The sequence below is a fragment of the Micromonospora sp. NPDC049497 genome (assembly GCF_044465805.1).
Classification (GTDB): Bacteria; Actinomycetota; Actinomycetes; order Mycobacteriales; family Micromonosporaceae; genus Micromonospora.
This window is the reverse complement of record NZ_JBITMC010000030.1, coordinates 26,319-38,754: the sequence shown is the minus strand read 5'-3', so window position 1 is coordinate 38,754 and position 12,436 is coordinate 26,319. Positions and strand designations below refer to the sequence as shown.

The 12,436-nt window shown below is 74.3% G+C and carries 14 protein-coding genes; 4 read left to right on the top strand and 10 right to left on the bottom strand.

Features of this window, described 5'->3' with window-relative positions:
- Positions 1–5: 5 nt before the first annotated feature.
- The 6 genes from ACIBR0_RS27420 to pepN form a co-directional block, all read right to left on the bottom strand.
- Positions 6–764, bottom strand: a complete 759-nt coding sequence (locus ACIBR0_RS27420; protein ID WP_396720398.1) for an SDR family NAD(P)-dependent oxidoreductase — start codon at positions 762–764, stop codon at positions 6–8.
- A 129-nt stretch (positions 765–893) separates the two neighbouring features.
- Positions 894–1,751, bottom strand: a complete 858-nt coding sequence (locus ACIBR0_RS27415; RefSeq protein WP_357039537.1) for a DegV family protein — start codon at positions 1,749–1,751, stop codon at positions 894–896.
- 47 nt (positions 1,752–1,798) lie between these two features.
- A complete protein-coding gene (locus ACIBR0_RS27410) occupies positions 1,799–2,476 on the bottom strand; it encodes a histidine phosphatase family protein (RefSeq protein WP_396720396.1) in 678 nt (225 codons plus the stop codon).
- Positions 2,473–2,880: a ribosome silencing factor gene (rsfS, locus tag ACIBR0_RS27405; RefSeq protein WP_120730245.1), complete on the bottom strand. Its 408-nt coding sequence runs from the start codon at positions 2,878–2,880 to the stop codon at positions 2,473–2,475. Before rsfS ends, ACIBR0_RS27410 begins: the two co-directional genes overlap by 4 nt.
- Positions 2,881–2,990: 110 nt before the next feature.
- Positions 2,991–3,587 (bottom strand): nicotinate-nucleotide adenylyltransferase, encoded by a 597-nt coding sequence (gene nadD / locus ACIBR0_RS27400; RefSeq protein WP_396720394.1) that lies wholly within the window; start codon positions 3,585–3,587, stop codon positions 2,991–2,993.
- Positions 3,588–3,660: 73 nt separating this feature from the next.
- Positions 3,661–6,180 (bottom strand): aminopeptidase N, encoded by a 2,520-nt coding sequence (pepN, locus tag ACIBR0_RS27395; protein ID WP_396720392.1) that lies wholly within the window; start codon positions 6,178–6,180, stop codon positions 3,661–3,663.
- Positions 6,181–6,247: 67 nt separating this feature from the next.
- On the opposite strand from pepN, the gene ACIBR0_RS27390 reads away from it, so the two are divergent.
- On the top strand, positions 6,248–6,466 hold the full coding sequence (locus ACIBR0_RS27390) for a DUF397 domain-containing protein (RefSeq protein WP_357040925.1): 219 nt from the start codon (positions 6,248–6,250) through the stop codon (positions 6,464–6,466).
- Positions 6,467–6,511: 45 nt separating this feature from the next.
- Here the strand turns inward: ACIBR0_RS27390 and ACIBR0_RS27385 are convergent, their stop codons facing one another.
- Both ACIBR0_RS27385 and ACIBR0_RS27380 read right to left on the bottom strand, forming a co-directional pair.
- On the bottom strand, positions 6,512–6,640 hold the full coding sequence (locus ACIBR0_RS27385) for a hypothetical protein (RefSeq protein WP_396720389.1): 129 nt from the start codon (positions 6,638–6,640) through the stop codon (positions 6,512–6,514).
- Positions 6,641–6,678: 38 nt separating this feature from the next.
- The gene (locus ACIBR0_RS27380) at positions 6,679–7,074 is read right to left on the bottom strand and encodes a hypothetical protein (protein WP_396720387.1); all 396 of its coding nucleotides are present in this window, start codon (positions 7,072–7,074) and stop codon (positions 6,679–6,681) included.
- A gap of 220 nt (positions 7,075–7,294) precedes the next feature.
- Here ACIBR0_RS27380 and ACIBR0_RS27375 point away from each other — a divergent pair, with 220 nt between their 5' ends.
- Positions 7,295–8,542 carry a cytochrome P450 gene (locus ACIBR0_RS27375; protein WP_396720386.1) on the top strand — a complete coding sequence of 416 codons (1,248 nt, stop codon included), beginning with the start codon at positions 7,295–7,297 and terminating at the stop codon, positions 8,540–8,542.
- A gap of 95 nt (positions 8,543–8,637) precedes the next feature.
- Here ACIBR0_RS27375 and ACIBR0_RS27370 read toward each other — a convergent pair whose 3' ends face one another.
- Together ACIBR0_RS27370 and ACIBR0_RS27365 are read right to left on the bottom strand one after the other, a co-directional pair.
- Entirely contained in the window at positions 8,638–9,807 is a 1,170-nt protein-coding gene (locus ACIBR0_RS27370; protein ID WP_396720384.1) for a zinc-dependent alcohol dehydrogenase, read from the bottom strand.
- Positions 9,804–10,439 carry a cyclase gene (locus ACIBR0_RS27365; RefSeq protein ID WP_396720382.1) on the bottom strand — a complete coding sequence of 212 codons (636 nt, stop codon included), beginning with the start codon at positions 10,437–10,439 and terminating at the stop codon, positions 9,804–9,806. The genes ACIBR0_RS27370 and ACIBR0_RS27365 overlap by 4 nt, the downstream gene beginning before the upstream one ends.
- A gap of 147 nt (positions 10,440–10,586) precedes the next feature.
- Between ACIBR0_RS27365 and ACIBR0_RS27360 the strand changes: the two genes are divergently transcribed.
- Together ACIBR0_RS27360 and ACIBR0_RS27355 are read left to right on the top strand one after the other, a co-directional pair.
- Positions 10,587–11,324, top strand: coding sequence for a class I SAM-dependent DNA methyltransferase (locus ACIBR0_RS27360; protein WP_396720380.1), 738 nt, complete (start codon positions 10,587–10,589; stop codon positions 11,322–11,324).
- Positions 11,321–12,424, top strand: a complete 1,104-nt coding sequence (locus ACIBR0_RS27355) for a glycosyltransferase (protein ID WP_396720378.1) — start codon at positions 11,321–11,323, stop codon at positions 12,422–12,424. The genes ACIBR0_RS27360 and ACIBR0_RS27355 overlap by 4 nt, the downstream gene beginning before the upstream one ends.
- Positions 12,425–12,436 lie beyond the last annotated feature (12 nt).

The following is a 12,436-nucleotide window of genomic DNA, read 5'->3' as shown; positions in this document are numbered from 1 at the left end:
GCAGCTCAGCGCGCCTCCGGATCGAGGCCGAGGGCGGCGCGTCCACCGTCGACCGGCAGGATCGCGCCGTTGACGAAGCTCGCCGCCGGGGAGAGCAGCCACGCCACCGCCTCGGCGACCTCGTCGGGACGGCCGATCCGACCGACCGGGTGCAGCCGCCGCAGTTCGGCGTCGATCCACTCGGCCGCGGCCGGCTCCCGCGACGCGAGGAACGCCGCGTGCCGCTCGGTGTCGACCGAGCCGAGAGCGACCGCGTTGCACCGCACGCCGTGCCGCCCGTACTCGACGGCCAGCGCCCGGGTCAGCCCCTCGACGGCGGCCTTCGCGGTGGCGTACGGCAGGGCGCCCGGCACCGGACGACGGGCCTGGTGCGACGAGACGTTGACGACGGCCCCGCCGGTGCCGGCGGCGAGGAACCGGCGGACCGCCGTGGCGGCCCCGACCAGGGCGGGACGCACGTTGTCGGCGATCAGGTCGAAGACCGCGCCGACCGGTGCGTCGTGCACCGAGGCGTCCCGGAACACCGCCGCGTTGTTCACCCAGCCGGTCAGCGGGCCGGCCAGGTCGGCGGCGTGGGCGGCGATCCCCTCGTCGGCCGCGTCGCCGACCACGGCCGCCAGCCGGTCGGCCGCCGGATGGTCACCCACCCAGGCCACGGCGTCGGCGTCGTGCTCGACGATCACCACGCGCTCGCCGGCGGCGAGCAGCCGTTCCACGATCGCGCGGCCCACACCGCGCCCGCCGCCGGTCACGACACAGGACATTCCACGACCCCCGCTCCGACCGGCGACCCGGCCCGATCACCCGACGCTAACCCGGGCCGGAGGCCCCCGCCGGTCATCGACCGACCGCACCCGCTCAGGCCGGACGGGCCGGCACGGAAGGCGACCGCGTCAGGCGGCGGACGGGCGGCGGTGGACGACGACGGACGCCAGGCCGGGACCGGCGTGGGCGGCGACGACGGCGCCGGCCTCGGAGACGTACGTCTCGCGCACGCGGTCACCGAGCCGCGCGGCGAGCGCCTCGCCGAGCGCCTCGGCCCGTTGCGGGGCGGCGAGGTGGTGCAGGGCGAGGTCCACGTCCGCGTCACCGGCCGCCTCGACGGCGAGGTCGACCAGGCGGGCGATGCCCCGGCTGGCGGTACGCACCTTGTCCCTGAGCACGATCGCGCCGTCCGGCATGTGCATGATCGGCTTGACCGAGAGGGCGGTGCCGAGCAGCGCCTCGGCCGCGTTGATGCGGCCACCCCGGCGGAGGAACTCCAGCGTGTCGACGTAGAAGAAGATCGTGGTCCGGCCGACCGCGTCGAGCGCGGCGTCGCGTACCTCCGGCACGCCGAGGCCGCGCGCGGCGGCCGTGGCGGCGGCGACGGCGGGGAAGCCGACGCCCATGCCGCAGGAGCGGCTGTCGACCACGGCGACGCGGTCGCCGAACTCGGCGGCGGCGAGGTGGGCGGCCTCGACGGTGCCAGACAGCTCGCCGGACAGGTGCACCGAGACGACGCCGTCGGCGCCGGCGTCGAGGAGCCGGCGGTACGTCTGCGCGAACTGCTCCGGGGCGGGCCGGGAGGTGCTCACCGAGACCCGCCGGCCGCCCAGTACGCGGGTGGCGTCGGCGGGGAACGTCTCCACGCCCTCCAGCCCTTCCGCGCCGTTGAGGACGACGGTCAGCGGCACCACGGTCAACGGGTACGCGAGCAGCAGTTCGGGCGGGAGGTAGGCGGTGGAGTCGGTGACGACCGCGACGGGCATGACCGGCACGCTAGCCGATCCCGGCCCCGACCGCCCGGGCCGGACGGTCAGACCGCGTCCGCGCTGGCGGACGCGGAAGCCGCGGCGCGGACCGGTGCGGCGGACGCGATGACGCCGACGTTGTGGGCGCGCAGGTGCCAGCCGGCGACGGTACGCCGCCGCACGCCGTCGTCGTACCGCAGCTCGGTCCAGTGGCAGTTGGACAGCGACCCGATGGTGCGCAGCACCAGGTGGTCCCAGCCGAGCAGGTGGCCGACGCCCTGGCGGGCGCCGCCGCCGTGGGTGGTGACCACGACGGTGCCGCCGGGCACCAGGTCGGCCGCCTCCTGGAACGCCGCGCCGACCCGCTTGCCGAGGTCGTCGAGGGTCTCGATCCCCGCGCCGGGGTCGGGGTCGCCGGCCCGCCAGCGGGCGAACTCGTCGGGGAAGCGCTCGGCGGCCTCGGTCAGGTGCAGCCCCTGCCACAGCCCGAAGTGACGCTCGCGCAGCCGGGCGTCGGTGCGGACCGGCAGCCCGGTGACGGCGGCCAGCGCGGCGGCGGTGTCCGCCGCCCGGCTCAGGTCGCTGGCCACGATGGCGTCCGGACGCAGCGCGGCGAGCAGGGGCGAGGCGTCCCGGGCCTGCTCGCGGCCGAGGTCGTTGAGCGGTACGTCGGTCTGCCCCTGGACCCGGCTTGCGGCGTTCCAGTCGGTGTTGCCGTGCCGCCAGATGATCAGTCGGGTCATTCGGCGGTGGAGGTGGCGCCGGACTCCGCGTCGACCAGGTCCCGGTCGACGAACGGGATCGTCGGGCAGTCCTTCCAGAGGCGGTCGAGGGCGTAGAACTCGCGCTCCTCGGTGTGCTGGACGTGCACCACGATGTCGACGTAGTCGAGCAGCACCCAGCGACCGCCGCGCTCGCCCTCGCGCCGGATCGGCTTGGCCTTCTCCGGCAGCTCGAGCAGCCGCTCCTCGATGGCGTCGACGATGGCCAGCACCTGACGCTCGTTCGGGGCCGAGGCCACCAGGAACGCGTCGGTGATGGCGAGCTGATCGCCCACGTCGATGATGACGATGTCCTGCGCCTTCTTGTCGGCCGCGGCCTGGGCGGCGGCCATCGCCAGCTCGTGAGCGCGTTCGGAAACTGTCACCGTTCTCCTTCGATCAACCGTGCGACTCTCCAAGCCTCTCACACGCGACGGCGTATCGACTCGTCAGTTGTGGCGCGTTACCGGCCGGAAGCCCCCGATACCGGGACGATTCACTGCTGGTAGAGGCGCCGCTTGGCGATGTACTGCACCACACCGTCGGGCACCAGGTACCAGACCGGCTCCCCCCGGGCCACCCGCTCGCGGCAGTCGGTCGACGAGATGGCCATCGCGGGCACCTGCACCAGGCTGACCGTGTCGGCGGGCAGGTGCTTGTCGGTCAACTCGAAGCCCGGCCGGGTCACCCCGACGAAGTGGGCCAGCTCGAAGATCTCGTCCAGGTCCTTCCAGGAGAGGATCCGATCCAGGGCGTCGGCGCCGGTGATGAAGTACAACTGCACCTTCGGGCCGTACTCGGCATGCAGGTCACGCAGGGTGTCGACCGTGTAGGTCGGGCCGCCCCGGTCGATGTCGACCCGGCTCACCTGGAAACGGGGGTTCGACGCGGTGGCGATCACCGTCATCAGGTAGCGGTCCTCGGCCGGGCTGACCGGCTCGTCCGCCTTCTGCCACGGCTGCCCGGTGGGAACGAAGACGACCTCGTCCAGCCCGAACCGGTCCGCCACCTCGCTGGCCGCGACGAGGTGCCCGTGGTGGATCGGATCGAACGTGCCGCCCATGATCCCGATCCGCCGGATGTCTTCCTCCACCCCGCGATCCTAGGCCGCCCCGGTCCCACCCCACCCGCCCCGTCCCACGCCACCTCGCGCAAGGGGCGGACGGTCAGGCGGAGGCGGCGGCCACCGCCGTGCGGGCGACGAGGGCGCGGCGCAGGTCGTCGTCCGCGTCGGTCACCACGCGGCGCAGGCCGGGCGTGACGTCGTCGCGGGCGAGCAGCGCCGCGGCCGCCTCCCGGGTGGGCTGCGCCACGGCGTAGCGGGGGAACGCCAGGCCCGCGACCCGGTCGGCCACCCAGGGCGTACGCGCACGCGCGGCGGCCGGCATGTCCTCGAAGTACCGGGACACGTACGCGGCGGTCAGCTCGGCCTGCTCGGGCTGCCAGAACCCGCCGGCGGTCGCCTCGACGAGCCGGTTGGACAGCGTGGTGTCGGCGACGATGATCTGCCAGGCGGCCTGCTTGGCGTCGGCGTCGGGCAGCGCCGCCCGGCAGCCGGCGGCCCGCTCGGCGCCGGCCGCGCTCGGGTCGGCCGCCGCCTCGGCGGCGATCTCCGGTTCACCGGCCGCGCCCAGCACCACCAGCCGGCGCAGGACCGACCAGCGCAGCTCGGTGTCGACGGCCAGCCCGGCGGGCACGTCCCGGCCGGCGAGCCAACCGGTCAGCAGGTCGGCGTCGGTGGTCGCGGCGATCCAGCCCCGCGCGGCGGCGAGCTGCAACGACCCACCGGCCGGCGCGCCGTCGAGCAGCGCCCGGCAGGCGTCGGCGACCCGGGCCAGGGCGGCCTCGCGGGCGGCCGGATCCAGGTAGCGGTCGATCAGCGAGCGGCTGAGCGTGAGCACGTCCTCCGCGATGACCACCTCGGTCTCGGCGGGCAGCGCCGCCGCGATCAGCCCGACCAGGCCGACCCCGACCGGCCGTTCCCCGTCGGTGGCCGCGTCCAGCGCCTCGCCCCAGAGCAGCGCGCGGGCGAGCGGGTCCGCCAGGCCGGGCAGCAACGCCGGCACCGCGTCCGCGGAGGCCGGGTCGAGGCGGATCTTGGCGAAGGTCAGGTCGCCGTCGTTGGGCAGCAGCAGCCGGGCCGCCGGCTCACCGGCCAGGTCGGCGAGCACCGTACGGCCACCGACGGCGTCCGGGTCGAGGTCGACCTCGGTACGGGTCACGGTGCCGTCGGCCGCGTACCGGCCGACGCCGATGCGGTGCGGGCGCAGCACCGGGTGCGTCTCGGCGGCGGTCTGCGTCACCGCCACCTCGGTGTAGCGGCCGTCCGCGTCGACGGCCACCTCGGCGCGCAGCGTGTTGACCTGCGCGCTGCGCAGCCACCGCTGCGCCCACCCGGTCAGGTCCCGTCCGCTGGCGGCGGACAGGCTGCCCAGCAGGTCGTCCAGGGTGGCGTTGCCGAACCGGTGCTTCGCGAAGTGCGCGTTGAGGCCGGCGAGGAACGCCTCGTCGCCCAGCGCGGCGACGAGCTGCCGCAGGACGCCGGCGCCCTTGGCGTACGAGATGCCGTCGAAGTTGAGCAGGCCCTCGGCGGCGTCGGTGACCTCCTCGGGGGCCACCGGGTGGGTGGAGGGACGCTGGTCGGCGGCGTACCCCCAGGCCTTGCGGCGCAGGGCGAACGTGGTCCACGCCCGGTCGAAGCGGGTCGCCTCCGCGGTGACCCGGGTGCCCAGGTACTCCGCGAAGGACTCGTTCAGCCACAGGTCGTCCCACCAGCGCATGGTGACCAGGTCACCGAACCACATGTGCGCCATCTCGTGGGCGATCGTGGTGGCCCGCAGCTCGCGCTGCGAGTCGGTGACGGCCGAGCGGAAGACGTAGTCGTCCCGGAAGGTGACCAGGCCGGGGTTCTCCATCGCGCCGGCGTTGAACTCGGGCACGAACGCCTGGTCGTACTTGCCGAACGGGTAGCGCACGTCGAACAGCTGGTGGAAGCGGTCCAGGCACTGCCGGGTGACCGTCATGATCTCGTCGATGTCGGTGTCCAGGTGCGCGGCGAGGGACCGGCGGCAGTACACGCCGAGCGGGATGCCGTCGTGGGAGTCGCGACGTACGTGCCAGGGCCCGGCGATCAGCGAGAAGAAGTACGTGGCCAGCGGCGCCGTCTCGGCGAACTCCCAGCGGCCCGGCGACGGGTTGGCGGCCAGCTCGCCGTTGGCGGCGACGGTCCAGTGCTCCGGCGCGGTGACCGAGAGGGTGACCGGCGCCTTCAGGTCGGGCTGGTCGAACGCCGCGAAGATGCGCTGCACGTCGTCCAGGAAGGACATCGCGTAGAGGTAGGTCTCACCGTCGGCCGGGTCGACGAAGCGGTGCATGCCCTCGCCCGTGTTGGAGTACGCCATGTCCGCGCTCACCGTGAGCGTGTTCTCCTCGGTGAGCCCGGTCAGCCGCAGCCGGTTGTCGTCCAGCGTGGCGGGGTCGAGGTCGGCGCCGTTGAGGCGTACCTGATGCAGGGTCGCGGGCTTGACCTCGACGAACGTCTCCGTCCCGGCGGTGGCCCGGAACCGGATCTCCACGTGCGACCGGAACCGGTCACCGTCCCCGGTCAGGTCGAGGTCGACCCGGTAGGACTGGACGGTGATCGACGCGCCACGCGCGGTCGCCTCTACACGGCTCAGGCTCGGCATCCGCTTATCCTGCCCGATGGGGATCCGCACCGGTCCCCCACGACCCCTGGCACTGGAGGAACACGCGATGACTGCGCACCCCAAGGGCGACTTCGACCTCTCCCGGGCGGTCTGGCAGCGGGCCGAGGGAGACACCTCCGACAGCGCCGTCGAGGTCGCGTTCGTCGACGACCTGATCGGCATGCGCAACTCGGCCGAGCCGGACGGCCCGGTGCTGGTCTTCACCCAGGCTGAGTGGGACGCCTTCGTCGCCGGCGCCCAGGACGGCGAGTTCGACCTGGACTGACCATGATCCGGCGGCCGAGCCGAGCTCGGTGGAACGCCACGTACCTCACCGGCGTGCCATGAGGTACGTGGCGTTCCACCCGCTCATGATCTGCTCCACCTCGGCGCGCAGATGGCCGAGGCCGCCGGCCACCTCGCGGCGCTCAACGGGAACGTCCGCCCCGCCAACCTGCACGGCCGCTTCCTCGTCCGGGCTCGTGCCCGCTCCGGCGACTAGTCACCGTCGCCCCACCCGAGGCCGCCCGGGCCGGGCGCATGGTGGAAGCCCGGATGGTGGGCCACGTCGGCGCACCGCTCGCCGTCCGGGCCGATCGCGCCGCAGAACAGCCGTTCCGCCCGGTGCCAGGCGTCGGCCGGGGACAGCGCCGCCGCCCCGAGGGCCAGCTCGGGCCGGAGCAGGCTCAGCGCCTCCACGTACGCCACCGCGAACTCCCGGGCGTGGCCCGGGTCGGCCGCCTCGAAGCCCAGGTGCGCCGTGAACCACCGGACGGGCCGGGCCACCCGGCGCGGCGGCGCGATCAGTGCCGCGCTCCCCGGCTCCCGGCCGGCGCCGGCCAACGCCGTCCGCAGCCGCTGCTGCCGCCAGTACGGCGACCCGTTCCCCCGCATACGCCCTCCCCGTGGTCCTTCCCGGCACCGCTTGCACCCAAAGCCAACCAGGTCCCTCCGCTCCTGGGAGGGGCCAGCGACCACAACTTTCCGCCCGCCGGGTCCGCCGTTAGGGGCGAGGTGTGCGCGAGCTGCCGAGGGTGGGGTGTGCTTGGTGGTGGCTGGAGGGATTCAGCCGCTTCCGCCTGGGTAGACGCGCCGTAGACGACAAGGAGGCCCAATGGCGACGATCCCGGCGGAACACGGCGTGGACAGCACCCCGGCCTTCCTGCGGGACGGGTACCGGTTCATCAGCGCCCGCTGCGACCGGCACGGCAGCGACATCTTCACGACGCGCCTGCTGCTGGAACCGACGATCTGCCTGCGGGGCCGGGCGGCGGTGGAGCTGTTCTACGACACCGGGCGCTTCAAGCGGGCCGGCGCGATGCCCAAGCGCGGCCAGCGCACCCTCACCGGGGTCGGTGGCGTACAGGGCCTGGACGAGGCGGCGCACACCGACCGCAAGCGCATGTTCATGTCGATCATGACCCCGACGGCGGTCCGGCACATCGGTCAGCTCTTCGACGACGAGTGGCGGGCGCGTGTCCCGGCGTGGGAGTCCGGTGGGCCGGTCGTCCTCTTCGACGAGGTCAGCCGGATGCTCACCCGGGCGGTCTGCGCCTGGGCCGGGGTGCCGCTGTCCGGCTCCGAGGTGGCCCGGCGCAACGCCGACCTGGAAGCCATGATCGACGGCCCGGCGGCGATCGGCCCCCGGCACTGGCGGGGCCTGCTCGGCCGCCGGCGCGCGGAGCACTGGGCCGGCGACGTCATCGACCGCGAACGCGTCGGCACGCTGACCGCGCCGCCGGGAAGCGCGCTACGGGTCATCGCCGAGCACCGGGACTCCACCGGACGGCTGCTCCCCCGCCGGATCGCCGCCGTGGAACTGCTCAACATCCTGCGCCCGACCGTCGCCGTGGACCGCTTCGTGGTGTTCGCGGCTCTGGCGCTGCACGACCACCCCGCCTGGCGGGACGGGGTCCGCGGGAACGATGAGGCGACCGAGCAGTTCGTGCAGGAGGTACGCCGGTACTACCCGTTCTTCCCGGTCGCCGCCGCCCGGGTGCGCCGCTCGTTCGACTGGCAGGGGTACCACTTTCCCCGGGGCCGCCGGGTGCTGCTCGACCTGTACGGCACCAACCACCACCCGACCCTCTGGCCGGAGCCGGAACGGTTCCGCCCCGAGCGCTTCGTCGGCTGGCGCGACGACCCGTACGGGCTCGTCCCGCAGGGCGGAGGCGAGCACTGGGCCGGGCACCGCTGCGCCGGAGAGTGGATCACCATCGAGTTGATGAAACGGGCGGTGACCAACCTGGCCGGCACGATGAGCTACGACGTCCCGCCGCAGGACCTCGCGGTCCGCCTGAACCGCATGCCGGCGCTCCCGCCCAGCGGCTTCGTCATCACCAACGTCCGGCAGACCGCCTGACGGCCTCGACCCGACAGCGCGGTGACGCCCTCCTGGAGGACCGACGGGTGACCGGTTGCGTCCCGTCAGCGCCAGGAGGGCGGCAGCGCCCGGAGTCACGGGTGCAACACGGTTCGCAGGCAGGCGTCCTCCTTCTTCTCGAACATCTCGTAGCCCCGGACGCCCTTCTCCAGCGGCATCGGGTGGGTGGCGAGGTAGCCGGGGTCGATCTCGCCGGCCGCGATCCGGTCCAGCAGCATCGGGATGTAGCGCTGCGCGTGCATCTGCCCCATCCGCAGCACCAGTGCCTTGTTCATCGCCGCGCCGAGCGGGAACTTGTCCACCAGGCCGGCGTACACCCCGACGATGCTCACCGTGCCGCCCTTGCGGCACGCCATGATCGCCTGCCGGACCGAGGTCGGCCGGTCGCTCTGCAACCGGGCCGTCTGCTTCGCCTTGTCGTACGCGTACGTCGGGCCGACGTCGTGCGACTCCATGCCGACGGCCTCGATGCAGGCGTCCGGCCCCCGGCCGCCGGTCATCTCCCGCAGCGCCTCCAGAACGTCGGTCTCCGCGTAGTTGACCGTCTCGACGCCGAGCCGGTCCGCGGCCGTGGCGAGCCGCTCCGGCAGACGGTCGACCACGATCACCCGTCCGGCGCCGAGGATCTGGGCGGCCCGGGCCGCCATCTGTCCCACCCCGCCGGCACCCCAGACGGCGACCACCTCGCCGCCGGTGAGGTTGCAGAAGTCGGCGGCCATCCAGCCGGTCGGCATCGCGTCGGAGGCGAAGACCGCCGCGTTGTCGGGCACCCCGTCGGGGATCTTGAAGGCGCCGACGTCGCCGAAGGGCACCCGGACGTACTCGGCGTGGCTGCCGGAGAAGCCTCCGGCGGCGTGCGAGTAGCCGAGGATGCCGGCGGGCGAGTGCCCCCAGAGCTTCTCCGCGAAGACGGGCTGCGGGTTGGAGTTGTCGCAGAGGGAGTACTGCTCGGTGCGGCAGTACCAGCAGCCGCCGCAGGCCACCACCGAGCCGACCACCACCCGGTCGCCGGCCTTCAGCCGCCGGACACCCGGCCCGGTCTCCACCACCTCGCCCATGAACTCGTGGCCGAGGACGTCCCCCTCCCGCATCGCCGGCACGAACCCGTTGATCAGGTGCAGGTCCGAGCCGCAGACGCTGCTGGCCCGGACCTTGACGATGACGTCACCGTCGGCGCGTACACCCGGCTCGGGCACGTCCCGCACCGCCAGCTTGCCGACGCCCTCCCAACACAGCGCCCTCACGCCCGTCCTCCCGCCGTCAGCTTCTCGCGGACCTTGTCGGTGGCCATCTCCTGTGCCGGCGTGCGCCCCGAGGGGTCCCGCCGGGTGTCGAGCACCTGCCCGCACTCGACCAGGGACTTCACGCGGCGCAGCGTGTCCCGCAGCGCCAGGTCCGGCTCGTGGCTGGTGGCCAGGCCGACGGCTCGGCGCAGCGCCCTGGAGCGGTAGCGCAGCTCGGCGCGGATCTCGGTGCCCCGGTCCATGGGCGCCGGGACCAGCTCGACGGTGCCCTCCTGCGGCTGCCCGTCGGTCACGATCCAGCGCAGCCGGCCGGGGCCGTCCACGGTGATCTCGGCCCGCCACTCGGTGCCGCTGCCGACCGGGTCGACGGCCACGCAGCGCCACCGGTTGTCGCCGACCTGCTCCAGGGTCGCCCACTCGGCCAGCGCGCGGTCCATCCGCTCCCGGTCGGTCCAGAAGCCGATCACCGCCTCCACCGGCCGGTCGACGGTGACCGCGCGACGCACCACGTACCAGCCGTCCTCCCGGTCGGGTTGGTGCCGGCGTCGCCGGCTGGCCACCGCCCGACCGACGCCGACCGCGGTCGCCGTGGTGACGCCGAGCAGCGCCCACCTCGTTCCATTGCTGGTCATCACGTCTCCTCCACCCGGGGGCCCGGGGATGGACCACCCGCCTCAGACGCTGCGCTACCCGGCAGGGGCCCCCCGAAACGACGAACCGGTTTGATCGGCTGATATCCGGGCACCTGCTGTGGGCACCCACCTCGACGGGAGGCCCCGTTGACCTTCGACCCGAGCGCGTACGGGCGGCATGCCGCGGACGTCTACGACGAGGCGTACGCCCACCTCGATCCGGCCGCCGCGGTGGAACGGCTCGCGGCGCTGGCCGACGGTGGACCCGTCTGCGAGTTCGGGGTGGGCACCGGGCGGATCGCACTGCCGCTGGTCGCCCGTGGCATCCCCGTCTCCGGCATCGAGGGCTCCCCGGAGATGGTCGAGGGCCTGCGGGCCAAGCCCGGCGGCGACGCCGTCGAGCTGGCCGTCGGCGATTTCGCGTCGACCCGGGTGCCGGGCGAGTTCAGCGTCGTGGTGCTCGCCTTCAACACCGTCTTCGCGCTGCCCGACCAGGCCGCGCAGGTGGCCTGCTTCCGCAACGCCGCCGCCCACCTGCGCCCCGGTGGCCGGTTCGTGGTCGAGGCGTGGGTGCCCGACCCGGGCGCCTTCCGCGCCGGGAGCGCCCTGCGACCGCTGCGGGTGACCGAGGACGAGGTGCTGCTGGAGGCGGGCCTCCTGCACCCCGCCGAGCAGCGGATGACCACCACCAAGATCCGGCTCACCGACACCGGGGTCCGGCTGCTGCCGGCCAACCACCGCTACGCCTGGCCGGCGGAGCTGGACCTGATGGCCGAGCTGGCCGGCATGCGCCGTGAGCACCGCTGGGCGGACTGGACCGGCCGGCCCTTCACCGACGACAGCCGCACGCACGTGTCGGTCTACCGGCGTCCGGAGTCGGCATGAGCGCCCCGGCCCGCCCGGCCGGAGGCGTGCCCGGCAACGACCGGCACCGCACGGCCGCGTCCCCCCGGGCCGCCGCCGCGCCGGCCCCCGGTGGGGCACCCGCCGCCGGTGGCTGGTCGGTGGCACCGCCCCGCCGGCTCCCCATGGCGTACGTCCTGCCGCTGCGCTGGACCGACGACACCGGCCTGGCCGAGCTGACCGGGTACCTGCGCCGGCTCGCCTCCCGGGTCGACGTGACCGTCGTCGACGGCTCACCGCCGGAGGTCTTCGCCCGCCACGAGCTGGCCTGGCGCGGCCTGGTCCGCCACGTCCCGCCCGATCCCGCGCTGTCCGGCGTCAACGGCAAGGTGCGCGGTGTGCTCACCGGCGTCGCCGACGCGCGGCACGAGCACGTGGTGATCGCCGACGACGACGTCCGGTACGACGGGGCGGGGCTGCGCGCCGTGCACTCCCTGCTCGACCGGGTGGACCTGGTCCGGCCGCAGAACTACTTCGACCCGCTGCCCTGGCACGCGTACTGGGACACCGGGCGGACCCTGCTCAACCGCGCCCTCGGCGCCGACTACCCGGGCACCCTGGCGGTACGCCGGAGCACCTTCCTCGCCATGGGCGGGTACGACCCGGACGTGCTCTTCGAGAACCTGGAGCTGATCCGGACCGTGCGCGCGTACGGGGGCACCGAGGCGGCACCGGCGGGTCTCTACGTACGCCGGCTCCCGCCGGAGACCGCCCACTTCCTGGGCCAACGGGTGCGTCAGGCGTACGACGACCTGGCCCAGCCCGCCCGCCTGGTGGCCGCGCTCGCGGTCCTGCCGGCGCTGGCGGCGGGGGTGGCGTACCGCCGTCCGGGGCTGCTGCTCGGTGCGGCGGTCACCACGGTGGGCCTGGCCGAGGCGGGCCGGCGGCGGGCCGGCGGTACGGCGGTCTTCCCCGCCGCGACGGCGCTGGCCGCCCCGCTGTGGGTGCTGGAGCGCGGCGTGTGCAGTTGGCTGGCGCTGGCCCGGCGGGTGTTCCGGGGCGGCGTCCCGTACGCCGGCACCCGTGTCCGCCGCGCCGCCCACTTCGAACGCACCCTCCGCTCACGCCTCCGCCAGCGGTAAGGAAGGGCCCCC

Excerpts from the sequence above, each read along its gene's own strand:
- ACIBR0_RS27420 (WP_396720398.1), bottom strand. The coding sequence starts at position 764 with ATGTCCTGTGTCGTGACCGGCGGCGGGCGCGGTGTGGGCCGCGCGATC.
- ACIBR0_RS27415 (WP_357039537.1), bottom strand. The coding sequence starts at position 1,751 with ATGCCCGTCGCGGTCGTCACCGACTCCACCGCCTACCTCCCGCCCGAA.
- ACIBR0_RS27410 (WP_396720396.1), bottom strand. The coding sequence starts at position 2,476 with ATGACCCGACTGATCATCTGGCGGCACGGCAACACCGACTGGAACGCC.
- pepN (WP_396720392.1), bottom strand. The coding sequence starts at position 6,180 with ATGCCGAGCCTGAGCCGTGTAGAGGCGACCGCGCGTGGCGCGTCGATC.
- ACIBR0_RS27390 (WP_357040925.1), top strand. The coding sequence starts at position 6,248 with ATGACTGCGCACCCCAAGGGCGACTTCGACCTCTCCCGGGCGGTCTGG.
- ACIBR0_RS27380 (WP_396720387.1), bottom strand. The coding sequence starts at position 7,074 with ATGCGGGGGAACGGGTCGCCGTACTGGCGGCAGCAGCGGCTGCGGACG.
- ACIBR0_RS27375 (WP_396720386.1), top strand. The coding sequence starts at position 7,295 with ATGGCGACGATCCCGGCGGAACACGGCGTGGACAGCACCCCGGCCTTC.
- ACIBR0_RS27365 (WP_396720382.1), bottom strand. The coding sequence starts at position 10,439 with ATGACCAGCAATGGAACGAGGTGGGCGCTGCTCGGCGTCACCACGGCG.
- ACIBR0_RS27355 (WP_396720378.1), top strand. The coding sequence starts at position 11,321 with ATGAGCGCCCCGGCCCGCCCGGCCGGAGGCGTGCCCGGCAACGACCGG.